The sequence below is a fragment of the Clostridium oryzae genome, from assembly GCF_002029235.1.
Classification (GTDB): Bacteria; Bacillota; Clostridia; order Clostridiales; family Clostridiaceae; genus Clostridium_AE; species Clostridium_AE oryzae.
The window spans coordinates 36116-55152 of the sequence record NZ_MZGV01000020.1; the positions used below are offsets into that span (position 1 = coordinate 36116).

General features: G+C 35.8%; 10 protein-coding genes. 9 read left to right on the forward strand and 1 reads right to left on the reverse strand.

Annotation, left to right across the window (positions count from 1 at the left end):
- Positions 1 to 60 precede the first annotated feature (60 nt).
- The 4 genes from CLORY_RS10830 to CLORY_RS10845 all read left to right on the forward strand — a co-directional run bounded on the left by CLORY_RS10830 (position 61) and on the right by CLORY_RS10845 (position 9140).
- Positions 61 to 1344 (forward strand): homoserine dehydrogenase, encoded by a 1284-nt coding sequence (locus CLORY_RS10830; RefSeq protein WP_079424181.1) that lies wholly within the window; start codon positions 61 to 63, stop codon positions 1342 to 1344.
- Between the two features lie 33 nt (positions 1345 to 1377).
- Positions 1378 to 2868, forward strand: coding sequence for a threonine synthase (gene thrC, locus CLORY_RS10835; protein ID WP_079424183.1), 1491 nt, complete (start codon positions 1378 to 1380; stop codon positions 2866 to 2868).
- A 319-nt stretch (positions 2869 to 3187) separates the two neighbouring features.
- On the forward strand, positions 3188 to 7720 hold the full coding sequence (gene gltB, locus CLORY_RS10840) for a glutamate synthase large subunit (protein WP_079424185.1): 4533 nt from the start codon (positions 3188 to 3190) through the stop codon (positions 7718 to 7720).
- 1 nt (position 7721) lies between these two features.
- Positions 7722 to 9140, forward strand: coding sequence for a glutamate synthase subunit beta (locus CLORY_RS10845; RefSeq protein ID WP_079424187.1), 1419 nt, complete (start codon positions 7722 to 7724; stop codon positions 9138 to 9140).
- Positions 9141 to 9308: 168 nt separating this feature from the next.
- Here CLORY_RS10845 and CLORY_RS10850 read toward each other — a convergent pair whose 3' ends face one another.
- Complete coding sequence (locus CLORY_RS10850; protein ID WP_079424189.1) at positions 9309 to 11975, reverse strand: calcium-transporting P-type ATPase, PMR1-type; 2667 nt, start codon at positions 11973 to 11975, stop codon at positions 9309 to 9311.
- A 751-nt stretch (positions 11976 to 12726) separates the two neighbouring features.
- On the opposite strand from CLORY_RS10850, the gene aspS reads away from it, so the two are divergent.
- The 5 genes from aspS to CLORY_RS10875 all read left to right on the forward strand — a co-directional run bounded on the left by aspS (position 12727) and on the right by CLORY_RS10875 (position 18999).
- Positions 12727 to 14472 (forward strand): aspartate--tRNA ligase, encoded by a 1746-nt coding sequence (gene aspS / locus CLORY_RS10855; RefSeq protein ID WP_079424196.1) that lies wholly within the window; start codon positions 12727 to 12729, stop codon positions 14470 to 14472.
- Between the two features lie 176 nt (positions 14473 to 14648).
- A complete protein-coding gene (gene gatC, locus CLORY_RS10860; protein ID WP_079424203.1) occupies positions 14649 to 14942 on the forward strand; it encodes an Asp-tRNA(Asn)/Glu-tRNA(Gln) amidotransferase subunit GatC in 294 nt (97 codons plus the stop codon).
- Positions 14939 to 16396, forward strand: a complete 1458-nt coding sequence (gene gatA, locus CLORY_RS10865; protein WP_079424206.1) for an Asp-tRNA(Asn)/Glu-tRNA(Gln) amidotransferase subunit GatA — start codon at positions 14939 to 14941, stop codon at positions 16394 to 16396. The genes gatC and gatA overlap by 4 nt, the downstream gene beginning before the upstream one ends.
- Complete coding sequence (gene gatB, locus CLORY_RS10870) at positions 16393 to 17811, forward strand: Asp-tRNA(Asn)/Glu-tRNA(Gln) amidotransferase subunit GatB (protein WP_079424208.1); 1419 nt, start codon at positions 16393 to 16395, stop codon at positions 17809 to 17811. Before gatA ends, gatB begins: the two co-directional genes overlap by 4 nt.
- A gap of 297 nt (positions 17812 to 18108) precedes the next feature.
- Positions 18109 to 18999, forward strand: a complete 891-nt coding sequence (locus CLORY_RS10875) for a diacylglycerol/lipid kinase family protein (protein WP_169911591.1) — start codon at positions 18109 to 18111, stop codon at positions 18997 to 18999.
- Positions 19000 to 19037 lie beyond the last annotated feature (38 nt).

The following is a 19037-nucleotide window of genomic DNA, read 5'->3' on the forward strand; positions in this document are numbered from 1 at the left end:
TATACGGCATACATGTAATTTTATATATAATTGCTTTAATTAATGAGGGGGTAATTCAAAATGCAAAGGGTAAAAATTGCAATTTTAGGTATTGGAAATGTAGGAACAGGGGTTTGGAAGATACTAACTATGAACAAAGAACAGGTATCAGCCAGATCTGGCTATGACATAGAAGTAGCTAAAGTGCTGGTGAGGGATAAGAAAAAGAAGAGAAATGTAGAAGTTCCTGAGGAGGTACTTACAGACAGTTTTGATGATATCATTAACGATGATTCAATAAAAATTGTTGTTGAGCTTATGGGTGGAGTGGACCCGGCCAAAAATTATATGCTAAAGGCTATAAAGAGCGGCAAACATGTGGTAACTGCAAATAAATTCGCCTTAGCTACTTGCGGAAAGGAACTTGCTGAGGCAGCTGAAGAATTTGGGGTAAAGCTTAACTATGAAGCAAGTGTGGCTGGAGGAATACCAATAATACATGGAATTACAGAAAGTCTTACAGCCAATAAGATATTAAATATTGTAGGAATTATTAATGGTACAACAAATTATATTCTTACTAAAATGACACTTAATGGTATGGAATTTGAAGATGCGCTCAAAGAAGCACAGCAGAAAGGATATGCAGAGGCTGATCCTACTTCTGATGTTGAAGGCTATGATGCAATGTACAAAATAGGTATATTAAGCTCTTTATCTTTCGGCGGATATATTGATGTAGATTCTATTTATAGGGAAGGTATTACTTCCATAAATTCTATAGATATTGAATATGCAAAAGAATTCGGCTATGTAATTAAGCTTCTTGCTATAGCTAAGCAAAATGACGGTCTTGTAGAACTAAGGGTTCATCCTGCTATGATACCAGCAACACATCCTCTTGCCAATGTAAATGATTCTTTCAATGCAATATTTATAAAGGGAAATGCAGTAGGAGATTTAATGCTTTACGGAAGAGGAGCAGGGGATCTGCCTACAGGCAGTGCAGTAGTTGGTGATATTATTGCAATATTGAAAAACGGTTTAGATAAAAACGTTGAAAGGAATACATTTGCAAGTTGTCCGTTAAGAATTAAGGACATGGAGGATACAAGGTGTGAATACTATATAAGGGTTACTGCCAGCGATACTCCAGGTACACTAGGAGCCATATCTAATGTGTTTGGAGGTAATGGAGTAAGTCTTGCAAGTGTAATTCAGAAAGGAAAAGGAGACGTAAATGTTCCTTTAGTATTTGTTACTCATGAAACTCTTGAAAAAAATATAAATAAATCTATTAAAGAAATCAAAGCTATGGAATCAGTTGTCAGTGTAGACAACCTTATAAGAGTTGAAAATATTTAATTATGAAAGATAAATATACTGGAGAGTGATGAAATGAGCATTTTATACAAAAGTACTAGAGGAAATGAAAAACTTCTATCTGCTAGTGAAGCTATAATTAAAGGAATAGCGGATGATGGCGGATTATATGTTCCTGCTAAGTTCCCAAAATTAAATATAGACATTAAAGATATGGTTGATATGGACTACAATGAAGTAGCATATAATATAATGAAAGAATTTTTTACTGATTTTACGGAAGACGAGCTCAAAGTTTGTATTTCAAAAGCCTATGATAGCAAGTTTGATGTACAGGAAAAAGCTCCTTTAAAAAAAGCAGGCGGTGCTTATTTTTTAGAATTATTCCATGGTCCTACTATTGCATTTAAGGATATGGCTCTTTCAATATTGCCGCATTTATTAACTACAGCAGTAAAGAAGAATAATATGGATAAAGATATCGTAATATTAACTGCTACTTCTGGAGACACAGGAAAAGCCGCTTTGGAGGGCTTTTCAGATATAGATGGAGTAAAGATAATCGTATTTTTCCCTGAGCATGGAGTAAGTGAAGTTCAGAAGCTACAAATGAAGACACATAAGGGCAGTAACACTTATGTAGTTGGCATAGAAGGTAACTTCGATGATGCTCAGAATGGAGTGAAACGTATATTTAATGATGACAGTATGAAGAAGAAACTTAATCAGAACAATTATGCGTTTTCTTCTGCAAATTCAATTAATATTGGAAGGCTTATTCCTCAGGTGGTATATTATTTCTATTCATATATTCAATTAGTTAAGGAAAAGGAAATAAACTCTGGAGAGCAGATAAATGTAGTTGTGCCTACTGGAAACTTTGGTAATATCTTAGCTGGCTATTATGCAAAGAAAATGGGATTACCGATAGATAAACTTATGTGTGCTTCTAATGAAAATAAAGTACTTTATGATTTTATTAGTACTGGAATATATGATAAGAGAAGAGACTTTGTTATTACAAGTTCTCCCTCGATGGATATACTAATATCAAGTAATCTTGAACGTTTGCTTTATCATATCAGCGGAGAAAATACTGAGAAGATTAATGAACTAATGAATAAGCTAAAAGATCAAGGCGTATATGAAATCGACGATACGATGAAAGCAAACTTAAAAGACTTTTTAGCTGGATATGCTTCAGAGCAAGATACTCATACAACAATAAAAGAATTATATGATCAGGAAGGGTATGTTATAGATACACATACAGCTGTAGCATATGCTGTTTGGAATAAAAAACGAAGTTTAGGACAAATCGATGATAAGAAAACAGTCATAGCTTCCACTGCAAGCCCATATAAATTTCCAGCTGCAGTTATGAATGCTATTGATAATAAGTATAAAATATATGATGACTTTAGATTAATTAAAGAGATGTCTAAAATAAGTGGTGTAACAATACCTTCAGCAGTTGACGATATAGATAAAAGAGAAATTGTTCATAATAAGGTTTGTGATGCCAAAGATATGAAAAATGTTGTATGTGAAATACTACATGTTTAATTTGTTTTTCCTATGAAGACAAATGCAAGAAATGAATATATTAAATTCATTTCTTGCATTTTATTTTGCAACTTAACAGATAAAATTCATTCCCTAAATTCATTCCTATAAATATCCATGAATAAACAGCAGTAATATATCCATATTATAATCTTCAGCATTAATTTATAAACAATCAGGCAAAATTAAGATTAAATTTGCTAAAAACAATAAAATTAGCAATAAAAAAATGCAAGAAACATATTGAAATAATTCAAATTAAGTGTATAATTAAGATACAAACAGAACCTACATTAAGTAAAAAAGAGGGGGCAATTTGATGAAATATGAAATGGGGCTTCCTGCTGCACAAGGACTTTATGATCCTCAGTTTGAAAAAGATAGTTGTGGAGTAGGTTTTATAGCTAATATTAAAGGCGAAAAAAGTCATGCATTAGTTAAAAATGGTCTAAAAATACTCCAGAATCTAACTCATAGAGGGGCAGTTGGTTCAGACCCTAAAACGGGTGATGGCGCAGGTATCCTTTTACAAATACCTGATGAATTTTTTAGAATACAATGTGAAAACTTAAGTATGGCTTTGCCTAAAATAGGAGAGTATGCAGTAGGAATGGTTTTTTTACCTAGGGAGCCTGCTGTAAGAATGCAGTGTGAAGGTATATTCGAAAGAATAGTACAGGAAGAGGGACAAACTGTACTTGGCTGGAGGGATGTACCTGTAAATAACAGAGTTATAGGTGAAACTGCTAAGGGGACAGAACCTACAATAAGACAAATATTTGTAAAGAATGATACAAGCCTAGGACAGGATGAGTTTGAAAGAGTTCTCTATATAATAAGGAAGAGAACAGAAAACGAAATTCATAAGCTTGTTACTAGAAATTCAGAATACTTTTATGTATGTTCTCTATCCAGCAGAACTATAGTATATAAAGGCTTATTTGTTGCTGAACAGATAAACAGTTATTATGTAGATTTAGATGACACAAATTTTAAGAGCGCTATAGCTGTTGTTCATCAAAGATATAGTACAAATACATTTCCTACTTGGAGTTTAGCTCAGCCATTTAGATTTTTAGCACATAATGGAGAGATAAACACTATTAGGGGTAACAGAAATTGGATGAATGCCAGAGAGGGAGTTTTAGAGTCAGATACTCTAGGAAAAAATCTTAAAAAAGTATTTCCACTAATTAGGGAGAATGGTAGTGATTCTGAATCACTTGATAATATATTTGAACTTCTAGAGAAAGATGGAAGAAGTATGGCTCATGCTATGATGATGCTAATTCCTGAAGCTTGGGAAGGTAATGACAGCATGGACGAAGATAAGAGAGCCTTCTATGAATATCATGGTTCAATGATTGAACCTTGGGACGGCCCTGCTGCTGTAGCTTTTTCTGATGGTATCAAAGTAGGTGCTACTGTTGATAGAAACGGCTTAAGACCAGCTAGATATGTTGTAACTAAAGACGGTATGGCTGTGCTTGCATCTGAAGCTGGTGTACTTGATTTTAAGCCTGAAGATATCCTTATTAAAGGAAAGCTTAAACCAGGAAGAATGTTCTTAATTGATACTGAGCAGGAAAGAATAGTAGAAGACGAAGAAATTAAGAAGAGCATTTGTACTGCAAAACCATATAAAGAAATGGTAAAGCGTATGAAGACGACGCTTGCAGATTATGAAGATGTTGTGGTCGATGTAAACCAGCACGCCAATCTGCTTAAAGAGAAGCAGGCTGCTTTTGGATATACACTCGAGGATTTAAAAGTTATATTAGGACCTATGGCTGAAGCTGGAAAAGAGCCTATCGGTTCGATGGGAAATGATACTCCTCTTGCAGTGCTTTCAAATAAGCCGCAGAGTTTGTTCGCATACTTTAAACAGCTTTTTGCTCAAGTAACTAATCCGCCAATAGATCCAATAAGAGAAAAGCTAGTTATGTCTCTTATGAACTATATTGGAACTCAGGAAAACATACTAAACAAAAATCAAGCAGAAAGTCCATTTATAGAAATAGAGGGACCTGTATTAAAGAACGATGAAATGACAAAAATAAAGAGCCTTAGAAATGAGAATTTTAAGACTACTGTTATTCCAATAACTTTTAAGTACGATACTGGTACAGAAGGTTTTGAAAAATCGCTTCAAGCTATATGTGAAAGAGCATCTGTCAGAATAAAAGAAGGCTATAACATAATCGTATTGAGTGATAAAAAAATCGATGCATATGATGCTACTATTCCAAGTTTACTTGCAGTATCAGCACTTCATCAGTATCTTATTAATGAAAAGACTCGTACAAAAGTTTCTATTATAATAGAGACTGGAGAACTTAGAGAAACAATGCATCTTGCGCTATTATTAGGCTATGGTGCTACAGCAGTAAACCCATATTTAGCTTATGAGACAATCGAAAACTTAGTAGCTGAAAATGAAATAGCTATTGAAGATCCTAAAAAAGCTATAGCTAATTATATAAAAGCTCTTAATGCCGGACTTATGAAAATATTATCTAAGATGGGTATCTGTACTCTTCAAAGTTATCATGGAGCACAGATATTTGAAGCTATTGGTCTTAGCAAGGAATTTATAGATAAGTACTTTACCGGAACACCTTCAAGAATAGGTGGAATAGGTATAGATGTAGTAGCTGAAGAAGTTCTTATAAGACATAAGAAAGCTTTCAACAATATAAGAAAACCAATGAAAGAATTGGAAGTTGGTGGACAATACTCCTGGAGAAAAGATGGCGAGTTCCACTTATTTAATCCGGTTAGTATAGCTAAACTACGTAGAGCTGTAAGAACTGGTGATTTCAATATATTTAAGGAATATACTAACTCTATCAATGATCAGAGCAAAAATCATTGTACATTAAGATCTTTGTTCAAGTTTAAAAATGCTGGTAAAGCTATTCCGATAGAAGAAGTAGAACCAGTTAGTGAGATAGTTAAGAGATTCTGTACAGGCGCTATGTCTTTTGGATCTATAAGTAAAGAAGCTCATGAAACTATGGCAATTGCAATGAATAGACTAGGTGCAAAGAGCAACTCTGGAGAAGGTGGAGAAGACAGCGAAAGATATACTGTTGATGCTAATGGAGATTTAAGAAGAAGTGCGATTAAGCAGATAGCATCTGGAAGATTTGGTGTTACAACTGAATATCTTGTAAATGCTTTGGAACTTCAGATAAAGATGGCTCAAGGTGCAAAACCTGGAGAAGGTGGACAACTTCCTGGAAAGAAAGTAAATGCAGAGATTGGAAGAGTAAGGCATTCAACTCCTGGCATAGATTTGATATCACCGCCACCGCACCATGATATTTATTCAATTGAAGATTTGTCACAGCTTATATATGATTTGAAAAATGTAAATCCTGCTGCAAGAATAAGCGTAAAACTTGTATCTGAAGTTGGAGTAGGTACAGTTGCTGCTGGAGTTGCTAAAGCTCATGCAGATATGATACTTATTAGTGGTTATGATGGTGGTACAGGAGCATCTCCTTTATCTTCAATCAAACATGCAGGTATTCCATGGGAACTTGGCTTATCCGAAACTCACCAGGTATTATTGATGAATAATCTCAGAAGCAGAGTTAGAATACAGACAGATGGACAAATAAAGACAGGAAGAGATATTGTTATAGCATCATTACTTGGAGCTGAAGAGTTCGGTTTTGCAACTTCTGCATTGGTAGTAATGGGTTGTACAATGCTAAGAAATTGTCAGGTTAACACCTGTGAGATGGGAATTGCTACACAGGACCCTGAACTTAGAAAGAAATTCAGAGGAAAACCTGAGCATTTAATTAACTTCTTTACATTCCTAGCTCAGGAAGTTAGAGAATATATGGCACAGTTAGGTTTTAGAACAGTAAACGAGATGATAGGAAGAAGCGATGTGCTGGAAGTTGACAAATCTGTTGATCATTGGAAGGCAAAATACCTTGATTTATCTTCTATTTTGTACAAGCCAGATGTACCAAGCAAGATAAAGTCATACTGTGTTATGGCACAGGATCATGGACTTGATAAGTCACTTGATTATAGACTTATTGAATGTGCTAGAAAGGCTCTTGATGAAGGAAAGCCTGTAGAAGGTAATTTTGAAATTAAAAATAAGCATAGAGCTGTTGGTGCTATGTTAAGTGGTGAGATTGCTAAGAGATATGGAGCAGAAGGACTTAAGGATGATACAATAATTTTGAATTTCAAAGGTTCAGCTGGACAGAGTTTCGGTGCGTTTGGAGCAAAAGGACTTACTATTATTCTTGAAGGTGAAGCTAATGATTATGTTGGAAAAGCACTTTCTGGTGCAAAAATAGCTGTTAAGACACCTGCAGGTTCAACATTTAATCAGGAAGAAAACGTCATAGCTGGAAATACAATACTGTACGGAGCTACTTCTGGGAAATTATTTGTAAATGGTTGTGTTGGTGAAAGATTTGCTGTTAGAAACAGTGGAGCCACAGCTGTTGCTGAAGGAGTAGGAGATCACTGCTGTGAATACATGACAGGCGGTGTCGTAGCTGTACTGGGTAAGTTCGGAAGAAACTTTGCAGCCGGAATGAGCGGCGGAATTGCATATGTTTATGATGATAAAGATGTGTTTAGAGACAATTGCTTTAATGAAACTTTGGAAATAGACAAAGTTGAAGATGAAGATGAAATAGCTGATTTGAAACAACTTGTCCAGGAACATTATGATTTAACTAACAGCAGTAAAGCTAAGAAGCTTTTAGCTAACTGGAATAATGAGTTAGGTAAGTTTAAGAAGGTAATTCCTACAGCGTATAAGCAGATACTAAATGACAGAAAAGCAAATATGGAAAAGAAGGTAGGTGCATAGAATGGGAAAAGTAACTGGATTTAAAGAATTTAACAGAGAAGCACCTAAAAAGAGACCTATTAAGGAAAGAGTAAAAGACTATAGAGAAATGACAATCCAGCTTTCTGAGGAAAAGCTTAATGAGCAGGGTGCTAGATGTATGAATTGTGGTGTACCTTTCTGTAATTGGGCTTGTCCTTTAGGAAATCTAATCCCTGATTTTAATGATATGGTTTATAAGAATAAATGGGAGAAAGCTTATAAAAGACTTGCACTTACCAGCCCTTTCCCGGAATTTACTGGAAGGATTTGTCCTGCACTATGCGAAGGCTCCTGTACACTAGGAGCTAATAGTGAAGCAGTAACTGTACAGCAGATAGAATTAGCAATTATCGAAAAGGCTTATGCGTCTGGCTGGGTAAAACCAGAGATACCTAAGGTAAGAACAGGAAAGAAAGTAGCTGTAGTGGGCTCAGGCCCTGCTGGACTTGCAGCTGCAGCAAGACTTAATTCTTATGGACATAAAGTCACAGTATTTGAAAAACATGATGAAATAGGCGGACTATTAAGATATGGTATTCCTGATTTTAAATTAGAGAAAACTGTCGTTCAACGAAGAGTTGACTTGTTAAAAGAAGAAGGAATTCAGTTTAAGGCTAACTGTGAAATAGGAAAGGATTATAGTGCGTTAAAGCTTAAGGAAGAGTTTGATGCTGTACTTCTTACAGGCGGATCTTCAGTTCCAAGAGATCTTAAGGTTAAGGGAAGAGAACTTAAAGGCATTCATTTTGCATTAGAATTTCTAACTCAGCAAAACAGAAAAGTTGCAGGGAAACCTATAGAAGGTCCGGATATTGATGCCAAAGATAAGATTGTAGTGGTGATTGGAGGTGGAGATACTGGTTCCGATTGTATTGGTACGGCTAATAGACAGGGAGCTAAGAAGGTTTATCAGTATGAGATAATGCCAAAACCTCCAACTGCAAGAGACAATTCTATGCCATGGCCTGATTTCCCAAGAACTCTTAAAACAACTACTTCTCATGAGGAAGGTTGTGAAAGAAAGTGGTGCATCAGTACAACTAAGTTTGAAGGCAAAGAGGGTAAGCTTACTGAACTTCATGGTGTTGAACTAAAATGGAGCAAAGATGCTTCAGGAAAAATGGTTATGGAAAATGTTGAAGGCAGTGAATTTGTTCAACCTGTAGATTTAGTGCTTATTGCTATGGGATTCACTAATCCGCAGCATGAGGGCATGCTTAATGAACTTGGAGTAGAGTATGATCAAAGAGGTAATGTTCATACAAATGGTAACTTTATGACAAGTGTTGACGGTGTATTTACAGCAGGAGATATGAAGACAGGACAATCATTGGTTGTAAGAGCAGCTAGCAGTGGAATAGGAGCTGCAGAAAGTATCGATAAGTATTTAATGAAATAAAGAACGTAAGGAAGCGTAGGTGGCTGAAAAATGCAACCTATGCTTTCTCTTACGTTACGTTTAGCAACTTAATAACTTCTGGATAATATTATAAAAGGTGAGAGTTATCTCTGGCGGCTGAAAACGCACCAGGTGCTAACTCTCACCTTTAACTTTACTTTTACTCTTTTAACTTCTCTGTGCTATTCGTCTAAATAACTTATAAATTTCATTAACAACAAGAGGTATGATTGACAGAATACCTACAAGCAGCCAGTCTCTCATATTTAAGTCAAATACACCAAATATGTTTCTAAGGAAAGGTATTGTAATTACTACGTCTTGAAGGAATATCCCTACTAAAAGAGCAGCTATAAGGTATTTGTTTGTAAATATTCCTAATTGAAATATTGATTTTTTAGGATTTCTCATGTTAAGTGAGTGAAACAACTGAGATACACTAAGAACAACAAAAGCCATAGTTTGTGCATGTGTAAGGGTGTTAGGGTGTATATCCTTCGGGAAAAGAGGGAATATACTCGTCTCACCAGTGTAAACTTTAGCTCCTATTATAAAGGCAGCTAAGGTAAGAAATCCAATAAGTGCACCATTGAGCAGAACACTTATGCCGGTACCGTGAGCAAATAAACTCTCTTTAGGATCACGTGGTTTTTCTTTCATTACATCTTTATCACCAGGATCAACACCAAGTGAAAGTGCAGGTAGTGTATCGGTAATCAAGTTAACCCATAGTATATGTATTGGCTTTAGTGGAGCACTCCAACCCATAAGGATTGATACGAATAGAGCCAATATTTCTCCAATGTTACATGAAAGAAGGAATATTATAGATTTCTTTATATTGTTAAAAATATTTCTACCTTCTTCTATAGCAGATACGATAGTTGAAAAATTATCATCTGTAAGTATCATATCAGAAGCACCTTTTGCAACATCTGTACCAGTAATGCCCATGGCAACGCCGATGTCAGCGGCTTTAAGAGAAGGAGCATCATTTACACCATCACCTGTCATTGATACGATGTTTCCTTTTGCTTTGAACGCTTTTACAATCTTAACCTTATGCTCAGGTGAAACTCTTGCAAATACTCTAAGATTATCAATCTTAGAAGCAAGTTCCTCATCAGACATATTATCCAGTTCCATACCGAATATAGCCTGTGATTCATCTTCTGCTATGCCTAACTCCTTAGCTATAGCGAAGGCAGTGTTCTTATGATCGCCAGTAATCATTATTGTTTTTATTCCAGAGCTTCTACATAATTTTATTGAGTCTTTGACTTCTTCTCTTGGAGGATCTATCATTCCTACGAGACCAATAAATGTAAGCTGACTTTCTAGTTCATCTATATCAATATGAGTTGATGTAAGAATCTTGTAGGCTGATCCTAAAACTCTTAATGCATCATCAGACATTTTGTTTGAACTTTCCATAATAGATGCTTTAACATCATCAGTAAGATTCACGACTTCACCATTAATCAGCGCTGAAGAACATATTTTAAGCAAATTATCTATCGCACCTTTAGTCATTACATAATATTTATCATCATATTTATTTACTGTTGTCATAAGTTTTCTGTCAGATTCAAAAGGAATTTCATCAATTCGTTCATGTTGTTTATTAAGGTCATCTCTAAATATATTGTATTTAGCTCCCATTGCTAATAGAGCGATTTCTGTAGGATCACCAGTTTGTGAACTTCCAGTATAGGTTGCATCATTACAAAGCATTATATTGTCTAAAAGCAATTTCTCAGAAGTATTATCTACATTTAGTTCAGAAGCAGGTTTAAGTTGATTATCAATATAAAATTTAGTCACAGTCATTTTGTTTTGGGTAAGGGTACCTGTCTTATCTGAACAAATTATATTTACAGCTCCTAAAGTTTCTACAGCAGGAAGCTTTCTTACAATAGCATTCTGCTTAATCATCTTCTGTACGCCAACAGCAAGCACTATAGTAACAATAGCTGGAAGTCCTTCAGGAATAGCTGCTACGGCTAGACTTATTGCAGTTAAAAACATTTCAAAAGGTTCTCTTCCCTGAATTATACCTACAATAAACATTACGATACATATTCCTAATGCTCCAAAACCTAGAATTTTTCCTAGTTCAGCAAGTTTTTTCTGAAGTGGCGTAAGTTCAGATTCACTTTCATCAAGCATTTTAGCTATTTTACCAATCTCAGTATTCATTCCTGTACCAGTTGCTATACCAACAGCTCTTCCGTAGGTTGTAAGAGTTGACATGAAGGCCATGTTCTTCTGATCACCTAATGGTACCGCATTTTCATCTGAAATTACTGTAGAATCTTTGTCAGAGGGAACTGATTCACCAGTGAGAGCAGATTCTTCAATTTTTAGATTGGCTGTTTCAATAAGCCTTAAATCACAAGGAACGTATCGTCCTGCGTCTAGAATTACAATATCCCCAGGCACTAGTTCTTCTGAAGCTACTTCAACCATTTCACCATTTCTTTTTACAATTGCTTTAGGGGTAGACAGCTTTTTCAATGCTTCAAGGGACTTTTCAGCTTTGGATTCCTGGATTATACCCACAACCGCATTAATAATTATTACAATAGCGATTACAATAGCATCTGATCTTTCACCCAAAGCAAAAGAAATAACGGCGGCTACAATTAAGATGTATATCATTGCATCATTAATTTGAGCAAAGAGCATCTTTAAAAGGCTTTTTTTGCCTTTTTGAGCCAATTTGTTCTCTCCGAACTTCTCAACTCTTTTTTTTACTTCTTCAGATGATAGTCCGTTAATAATATCTGTTTCTAATTCTTTTACTATGGTGTCAGTATCTTTCTTATACCACATCATGTTACCACCTTTCATTAAGTTTAATATAATTTTGTATGTATAAAAAACAATATAAAAAGACCTTTGTTCTATATAAAATAGAACAAAGGTCTTGCTATCTCTAAAATATAAGAGCTCACTATCCGGGTAACTTACCGAAATGACGGATAGTTCAAGCGTTTCATGCTTTAAGCTACTCCCCTTATGAGATGATTATATCATAGGGAAGGTCTTTAAGCAATATATCTATGGATAAAAAAGCTATTTATAGAAGTCCTTATCTATATCTATTTTATATGGTGTATATATACATAATATGTGTAAGTCAATTGCGAATTATAAGTATATATTTATTTAAATAAAAATGTCACGTGGCTGGCACTTGAATATTTTTGTATTGACAAAACCTCATAAATTGTAATATAATTTTTGCAAAGCAACGACGAAGAGGAGTAACATAAATTATCGTTCACAGTGAGCAGGAGATAGTGAAAACCCTGCAAAATGAATTTATGCGAATAACACTTTACCAGCTGCAATCTGAACGTCTTTTGACAAGTAGGTGATGCCGTAAGCCAAGCGTGAGAATGGCAACACTAGAGAGACTGCGTTGACAGTAAATCAGGTGGTACCGCGGACATGTAATGTAATATACAGTTGTTCGTCCTGAAATTTTATATTTTTGGGCGAGCAGCTTTTTTTATACAAAAAATTAGCAGTATTTTGCTCATCCGAAATAAGAGTGTTTAAAGAAGGAAAGGAGAAAAAAATGTTACCAATTTATCGAAGCAAAATCATGAACCAAATTTCCGAAAGCGACATAGGATCTGAACTAAAGATAGCCGGATGGGTAGAAAATATCCGTGATCATGGAGGAGTATCTTTCATAGACTTACGTGATATGTATGGTGTAATGCAGGTTGTATTTAGAGATACTGACCTTTTAAAAGGAATCAAAAAAGAGGAATGCTTATCTATAGAAGGTGTTATTGAGAAGCGTGACGAGGAAACCTATAACCCTAGTATTCCAACAGGAACCATAGAACTTGAGGCGCATAAGGTTACTGTTCTTGGGAAAGTTTATAGAGAGCTGCCATTTGAAATAGCTACTTCAAAAGAAATCCGTGAAGATGTGCGTTTGAAATATCGTTATCTTGATTTAAGAAACCGTAAAGTCAAAGATAATATCTTGTTTCGTTCTCAAGTTATAAGTTTTATGAGACAGAAGATGGAAGGTATGGGATTTATAGAAATTCAAACTCCTATTTTGAGTGCATCATCTCCTGAAGGCGCACGTGATTATATTGTTCCATCAAGAAAATATAAAGGTAAATTTTATGCATTGCCGCAGGCTCCTCAACAGTTTAAACAATTGCTTATGGTATCAGGTATTGATAAGTATTTCCAGATAGCGCCATGTTTCCGTGATGAGGATGCTCGTGCTGATCGTTCTCCTGGAGAATTCTATCAATTAGATTTTGAAATGACCTTCGCAACTCAAGAGGATGTGTTCCGTACAGGAGAAGAAGTGTTAACTGAGACTTTCAAGAAGTTCGCTCCAGAAGGATACAAAATTACTGAAGCACCTTATCCAATCATCAGCTACAAGCAGGCAATGCTTGAATTTGGTACTGATAAGCCTGACCTTCGTAATCCGTTGCGTATTATTGATCTTTCTGACTTTTTCCAGAAATGTTCCTTCAAGCCTTTTCACAACAAGACAGTAAGGGCTATTAAGGTTCATGCAGAGCTGTCAAAGGGTTTTCATGAGAAGTTACTGACATTTGCACAGTCTATTGGAATGGGCGGACTTGGATACCTTGAAGTAAAAGAAGATTTATCTTACAAGGGACCTATTGATAAATTTATTCCAGAGGAAATGAAGAGTCAGTTATTGGATTTAGCGCATCTGGAAGCAGGGGATATTATATTCTTTATTGCTGATACTGAAGACCTTGCAAATAAATATGCAGGACAGATTCGTAATGAGCTTGGTGTTCGTCTTGACATTATCGAGAAGAACGCTTATCGTTTCTGCTATGTTAATGATTTCCCAATGTACGAAATCGATGAAGAGACAGGTAAAATTGGATTTACGCATAATCCATTTTCAATGCCGCAGGGTGGTTTAGAAGCACTTACTACAAAAGATCCGTTAGATATACTTGCATATCAGTATGATATAGTATGTAACGGTATAGAACTTTCCTCTGGTGCAGTTAGAAACCATGACATGGAAGTAATGGTAAAAGCCTTTGAAATTGCAGGTTATGATGAGGAAACCTTAAAAGATAAATTCGGAGCCTTATATAATGCATTTCAGTTCGGAGCTCCACCTCATGCTGGTATGGCACCAGGTGTTGACCGTATGATTATGCTTCTTAGAAACGAAGAAAACATCCGTGAGGTTATAGCTTTCCCAATGAGCAGCAGTGCACAGGATCTTATGTGCGGTGCACCAAACGAAGTAACAGAGCAGCAGCTCCGTGAAGTTCACATTAAGGTAAGGAAATAATTGATTATCCGATTCAGTCATAATCAGATTTAAGAATAAGTAAGGGTTTAGATGGAAATTCAGCTTTTAAGCTGAATTTCTTCAATAGCTTTTAATTCTTAGTTCTTATCTATTATCTATTTACGAATCTTAATTTGTTTATAGCTGAATCGTCGATTGTAGAAAGGAGATTAACTATGGCAGTAACGAAAACAGAAATTGAAAAGCTTGCTAAGCTTTCTAAACTGCGCTTTTCTGATGACGAACTTGAAAAGTTTGCAGATGAATTTGACGAAATTATTGCATTTGCTGATACGATTAATCAGTCTGTGGAAGGCGGAACAGATGAACTCAGAAGTGTTGGTTCTCAGCTTATTTCCTTTGAAGATCTTCGCGAGGATGAAGTGATTCCATCCCTGCCTAATGAAAAGATTGTGTCTAATGTAGAAGATAAAGACGGATTTTTCAGCGTTAGGAGGAATAAAAAATGAGAGAAATAATTTCTGAATTAACACAAAAACTTCATAACGGTGAAATATCTTCCGTTGAACTGACAAAGCAATATATAAAATCGATTGAAGAAACAAATCCAACTTTAAATGCTTATGTGCATACTACCTTTGAAACTGCACTTCAGGGAGCCGATGTTGCTGACAAGATGTTAAAAGAAGGTAAAGCTTCTGCACTATGCGGTATTCCTATGGCATTAAAAGATAACATTTGCACCGATGGCCTTCTAACTACTTGCTGCTCCAAGATTCTTGACGGATTTAAGCCTTATTATGATGCAGCAGTATGGGAAAAATTAAAAATACAGGGAGCTGTACTTCTAGGTAAAACTAATATGGATGAATTCGCCATGGGAAGTACTTCTGAATCAAGCTGCTACGGAGCACCTTTAAATCCAAGAAATACCGCTCACGTAACTGGAGGTTCTTCTGGTGGATCAGCTGCAGCAGTGTGCTCAAATATGGCAGCATATGCACTAGGTTCTGATACCGGAGGCTCAGTTCGTCAGCCTGCATCTTTCTGTGGTATTGTAGGACTTAAACCAACCTATGGTGCAGTTTCACGTTATGGACTCATAGCTTACGGAAGCTCTTTAGATCAGATTGGTCCTCTAACTTACAGTGTAAAGGATGCTGCCATAGTATTTGATGCAATAAAAGGTGCTGACAGGCGTGATCAAACAAGTAAAGCATTTGACTATGGCAATATATTAGAAGGCTTAAATCAGGACGTTAAGGGAAAGAAGATTGGTGTAGCAGAGGAATTTTTCGATGGTATTGATGAAGATATGAAAGCTCAGATCCTTGAAGGAATCAAGCTGTTTGAAAAGAATGGTGCTGAAATAATAAATATTAAACTTCCAGCACTAAAACTAGCACTTCCAGTTTACTATATAATCGCCTGTGCAGAGGCCTCCTCTAATCTTGGAAGATATGATGGTATCCGTTACGGCCATCGTACAGATTCCTACGATAGCATTGATGATATGATTTATAAGACTAGAAGCGAGGGATTTGGTGATGAAGTAAAACGTCGTATAATGCTTGGAACTTATGTTTTATCCAGCGGTTATTATGACGCATACTATAAGAAAGCTATTGTCATACGTGAAGAAATTAATAGAGAATTTAATGATATATTTGAGAAATGTGATGTGTTAATTGCACCTACTGCACCACATACTGCATTTCCACTGAATTTTAGAGGCGCAAGTCCTGTTGAAATGTATCTTTCTGATATTTGTACTGTGCCTATTAATATTGCAGGCATCCCATCTATTTCCGTTCCTTGCGGGAAAGATGCGAAGGGACTTCCAATAGGTATGCAGATTATAGGCAAGAAATTTGATGAAGCAACAATATTAAATATGGCTTATTTCTATGAACAAAATTCGGAAGACAAGGTTGGCATTTATGAAGGGGGTGTCAGAATATGAGATATGAATTAGTATGCGGTATAGAAACTCATATTGAGCTGGCAACTAAAACAAAGATTTTCTGTAACTGTACAACTCAATTTGGAGGAGATCCGAATACTCACTGCTGCCCAGTCTGCACTGGTCAGCCGGGTTCTTTGCCGATTTTAAACAAAAAGGTGGTTGAGTATGCGGTAAGAGCAGGTCTTGCAGTACATTGCAAGATTAATAACATTTCTCACATGGACAGAAAAAATTATGTTTATCCTGATTTGCCAAAGGCTTATCAGATTTCACAGTATGATGAGCCTATTTGTGAACATGGCTATATTGAGCTGGATAGCGGAAAACGAATTGGTATTACACGTATTCATATTGAAGAAGATGCAGGTAAACTAGTTCATGAGAATGGTTACACTTACATTGACTATAATCGTGGTGGAGTTCCGCTTATTGAGATAGTATCAGAGCCAGACATCTCTTCTCCGGAAGAAGCTAAAGAATACGCTGAAAAGCTGCAGTTAATTATGAGATATGTAGGAATTTCTGATTGCAAGATGCAGGAAGGTTCCATGCGATGTGATGTTAATGTATCGTTACGTGAAGCAGGTACGAAGGAATTTGGCACAAGGACGGAGACCAAAAACATCAACTCGCTTAATTATATTCAAAAGGCTATGTATGCTGAAATAGAGAGACAGACTGATATTTTGGAGGAAGGCGGAACTATAGTTCAGCAGACTATGAGGTATGATGATGTATCAGATTCTGTATCTCCAATGCGTGAGAAGGAAAATTCTGATGATTATCGTTATTTTCCTGATCCGGACATTATACGTTTCGAAGTTTCTCAGGATAAAGTTGATAAAATTCAAGCATCACTTCCAGAACTGCCTTTTGATAAGTTAAAGAGGTATATAAATGAGCTTGAGCTGCCAGAAGCAACTTCAAAACTCATATTCAAATACAGACGTGTTGCTGAGTTCTTTGAAGAAGCTACTTCTGAAGGTGCAAGTGTAAAAAATGCCTCAAACCTAATTACCGGTACGATTTATGCTAATATGAATACTGAGGAAGATAAGGAACTCTTCAAGGTTCTTATCTCCGCGAAACAATTTGCACTACTTGTAAAACTTTTGGATGATAAAAAAATCAACTTTAAAATGGCACAGAGTACGCTGCAGCAGATGCTGGAAAGTGGTAAATCTGCAGAAGAATTCATAAAAGCAGAAGATTTAGCAGGCATTTCAGATGAGGACTTAACGAAATTATGTAAGGAAGCAATTGCTGCTAATCCAAAAGCGGTTGAAGATATCAAGGCTGGTAAGGATAGAGCAATCAACTCTATGTTTGGCTACATCATGAAGCAGACTAAAGGAAAAGCTGATGTCAAGAAAGCTGAAGCTATTATTAGAGATTTAATTAGTAAGATATAAATGTGTTATGTCAAGGCTGCCGCACTAAAAATTAGTACGGCAGCCTTTTATCCATAGGAAATGTTCATGAAAGCGTGCTTTCACCAAGTAGAATGAAAAAGTAATCTTCTTTTTCGTAGGAATAATACTTTGTAAATGCATAGAGTCGGCATATGGTAGGAAGTGGTTGGAGGAGGCATTTTCCAGCCCACGGAAATCACTTCCTACCCTTCTCTATATATCGTTGAATATTAACGGGATATAAGATATACTATTTTTGTTGTGAGAAGTATATTTTATAAAATAATGGTGATAGAAATGAGACATATATTTATTATTAACCCTAAAGCAGGGAAAGGAAAAACGCTTAAATATATACCTATTATTAAAGAAAAGTTTATGAACATAAATGAAGAGTATATTATTGAGCTTACAGAAAAAGTTGGACATGCTACTGAGATTGCGAGAAGATATGCCGAAAAAGGCAAATGCAGGATATATGCTATAGGTGGTGATGGCACAATAAATGAAGTCCTAAATGGAATAGTAGGAACCGATAGCAGTTTAGCTGTAATTCCAAGTGGCAGCGGAAACGATTTTGTAAGAAGCATGATAAGCGGTAATTTTAGAAAAAACATATTGACGAGAACTATAAACGGAACTGATAAGGCTGTAGATATAGGATGTATAGATCATGAACGGTATTTTATAAATATAGCATCTATAGGCTTAGATGCCGAAATAGCTTATGGAGCTCAGTATTTTAAAAGAAAACGCTGGATTCCGTCAAAACTTGCCTATTTGCTAAGCGTGTTTGTAACTATATTTAAATATAAAGCTATGAAAATGAAAATACTTTTAGATAGTACTCAAGAGATAGAGAATACTCTTTTCATTGCTATAGCAAATGGAAAATATTATGGCGGAGGCATTAAGATAGCACCTTCTGCAGAACTTAATGATGGATATTTCGAAATATGCAAGGTAAAGAATATTAGCTTATTTAAAATATTGATGTTGATGCCTCGAGCAATTTTGGGAAAGCATGAGGGGCTAAAGGAAGCGGTATTCAGAAAGGTTAAAAATATTGAAGTGAGTGCTGAAAGAAATATGCTTTTTAATATAGATGGTGAAATAGTTCAGCTAAAGCACGCAAAAATTTCTATGATACCGTCAGCACTTAATGTGGTCATACCACGGAGTGTCTAAATATGATAACAAATTTGTTTTAAAAAGAGGTATGATTT

Excerpts from the sequence above, each read along its gene's own strand:
- CLORY_RS10845 (WP_079424187.1), top strand. The coding sequence starts at position 7,722 with ATGGGAAAAGTAACTGGATTTAAAGAATTTAACAGAGAAGCACCTAAA.
- gatA (WP_079424206.1), top strand. The coding sequence starts at position 14,939 with ATGAGAGAAATAATTTCTGAATTAACACAAAAACTTCATAACGGTGAA.
- gatC (WP_079424203.1), top strand. The coding sequence starts at position 14,649 with ATGGCAGTAACGAAAACAGAAATTGAAAAGCTTGCTAAGCTTTCTAAA.
- aspS (WP_079424196.1), top strand. The coding sequence starts at position 12,727 with ATGTTACCAATTTATCGAAGCAAAATCATGAACCAAATTTCCGAAAGC.
- gatB (WP_079424208.1), top strand. The coding sequence starts at position 16,393 with ATGAGATATGAATTAGTATGCGGTATAGAAACTCATATTGAGCTGGCA.
- CLORY_RS10875 (WP_169911591.1), top strand. The coding sequence starts at position 18,109 with ATGAGACATATATTTATTATTAACCCTAAAGCAGGGAAAGGAAAAACG.
- CLORY_RS10850 (WP_079424189.1), bottom strand. The coding sequence starts at position 11,975 with ATGTGGTATAAGAAAGATACTGACACCATAGTAAAAGAATTAGAAACA.
- thrC (WP_079424183.1), top strand. The coding sequence starts at position 1,378 with ATGAGCATTTTATACAAAAGTACTAGAGGAAATGAAAAACTTCTATCT.
- gltB (WP_079424185.1), top strand. The coding sequence starts at position 3,188 with ATGAAATATGAAATGGGGCTTCCTGCTGCACAAGGACTTTATGATCCT.
- CLORY_RS10830 (WP_079424181.1), top strand. The coding sequence starts at position 61 with ATGCAAAGGGTAAAAATTGCAATTTTAGGTATTGGAAATGTAGGAACA.